The sequence below is a fragment of the Streptomyces sp. DvalAA-14 genome (assembly GCF_900091855.1).
In the GTDB taxonomy this organism is placed as follows: domain Bacteria; phylum Actinomycetota; class Actinomycetes; order Streptomycetales; family Streptomycetaceae; genus Actinacidiphila.
This window is the reverse complement of sequence record NZ_FMCH01000547.1, coordinates 1-2,161: the sequence shown is the minus strand read 5'-3', so window position 1 is coordinate 2,161 and position 2,161 is coordinate 1. Positions and strand designations below refer to the sequence as shown.

General features: G+C 77.5%; 1 protein-coding gene. It reads left to right on the top strand.

Annotated elements, in window-relative coordinates; all coding sequences use genetic code 11:
* The coding region (locus GA0115240_RS29585) for an acyltransferase domain-containing protein (protein WP_141709005.1) at positions 1-2,161 on the top strand (2,161 nt) is incomplete at both ends.

Here is a 2,161-nt window from a genome sequence, read left to right as displayed (position 1 = left end):
GCGGCCGAGGCCGCCACCGAGGAGGACCGGCCCGCGGCCGTACCGCTGCTGGTTTCGGCGCGGACCGCCGCGGCGCTGCGCGCCCAGGCCGGGCGGCTGCACGACGCCCTCGCGGCCGACCCGGAACTGTCGCCGCTCGCCGCGGCCCGCACGCTGGCGGTCGGGCGGGCCGCGATGGAGCACCGCGCGGTGGTCGTCGGCCGGGACCGGGACGCGTTGCTGGCGGCGCTGGCCGCGCTGCGCACCGGCGAGGCGCACCCCGGCGTGGTGCAGAACGTGGCCAGGGAGCGCGGCCGTACCGTCTTCGTCTTCCCCGGGCACGGCGCCCAGTGGGCCGGGATGGCGGCCGGGCTGCTGGAGGCCGCACCGGTTTTCCGCGACCGCTTCCAGGAGTGCGCCGACGCGCTGGCCGGCTTCATCGACTGGTCGCCCGCCGAGGTGCTCGGCGACGCCCGGCTGCTGGAGCGCATCGACCGCGTACAGCCGGTGCTGTGGGCGGTGATGGTGTCGCTCGCCGAACTGTGGCGGTCCTTCGGCGTCGAGCCGGACGCGGTCGTCGGCCACTCGCAGGGCGAGATCGCGGCGGCCTGTGTGAGCGGCGCGCTGTCGCTGGAGGACGGCGCCCGCATCATCACGGTGCGCTCGCGTGTGATCACCACGCTGCCCAGCGGGGCGATGCTGTCGGTGACCATGCCGCTGGACCTGCTGGAGAAGCGGCTGACCCGGTGGTCCGGGCGGCTGTCGGTCTCGGTGGTCAACTCGCCCTCGTCGGTGGTCGTCTCCGGCGCGGTCGACGCCTGCGAGGAGCTGGCTGCCGAATGCGAGGCCGAGGGCATCAGGATGCGGCGGCTCAAGGCGGCCCAGGCCGGCCACTCGCCGTACGTCGAACCGGCCCGGGACGAACTGCTGGCCGAACTCGCCCCCGTCGCGCCGCGCGCGCCCCGCATCCCCTTCTACTCGACGGTCACCGGCGGGCTGCTGGACGCGGCCACGCCGCTGGACGCCGCCTACTGGTACCTCAACCTGCGCCGGCCGGTGCGCTTCGACCTGGCCGCCCGGGCGTTGCTGGAGCAGGGCCACCACGCCTTCATCGAGGCGAGCCCGCATCCGGTGCTCTCCCTCGGTGTCGACGAGATCGCCGAGGAGGCCGGCGCGGAGGCGCTGGCCACCCCCACGCTGCGCCGCGGCGAAGGCGGCCTGGACCGGTTCCTGCTGTCCGTCGGCGAGGCGTGGAGCGGCGGGCTCGCGGTGCGGTGGGCGCCGTTCTTCCCCGCCGGGCTGCCGGGCGCCGAACTGCCGGGCTACGCCTTCCAGCGCGAGCGCTACTGGCTCGATCCGCAGGAGACGCCGGACGCCGCAGCCGCCACCGCCACCTCGGACGGCGCCTTCTGGGAGGCCGTCGAGGGCGGCGACCCCGACGGGCTGGCGACGCTGCTGGGCAGCGCGGAGCAGGACGCCCTGCGGACGGTGCTGCCGGCGCTGGCCGACTGGCGGCGGCAGCAGGACCGGCAGGCACGCGCCGAGTCCTGGCGGTACCGGGTCTCCTGGCAGCCGCTGCCGCCCGCTCCGCAGGCCCGGCTCGACGGCACCTGGCTCGCCGTGCTGCCCGCCCGTCCCGATCCGCACACCCGCGACCTGGTGGTGGACGCGCTCCGGCAGGCCGGCGCCGAGGTGGTCGAAGTCCCGCACGGCGCCGACCCGGCCGCAGCGGCCGGCGGCCGGCCGCCGGCCGGCGTGCTGTCACTGCTCGCGCTGGACCCCGCGGCCCGGCCCGCGGACACGCTGGAGCTGATCCGGTCGCACGCGGGCGGCGCGCTGGACGCGCCGCTGTGGCTGCTCACCGGCAGCGCGGTACGGACCGCGGACTCCGAGCCGCTGCTGCACCCCGAGCAGGCGGCGCTGTGGGGTCTGGCCCGGGTGGCCGCGCTGGAGCACCCGCACCGCTTCGGCGGCGTCGCCGATCTGCCGGCCGCACCCGACGCGCGCACCGCGGCGCTGCTGGTCCAGGCGCTGGCCCGCCCCGGCGAGGACCAACTGGCGGTGCGCTCCGGCGGGCTGTTCGCCTCCCGCCTGGTGCGGGTCACCGGTTCCGCGGCCCTCGGTGCGCGGCTGCCGCGCGGCACCGTCCTGGTCGGCAACGCCACCACCCCGGCCGGACGCC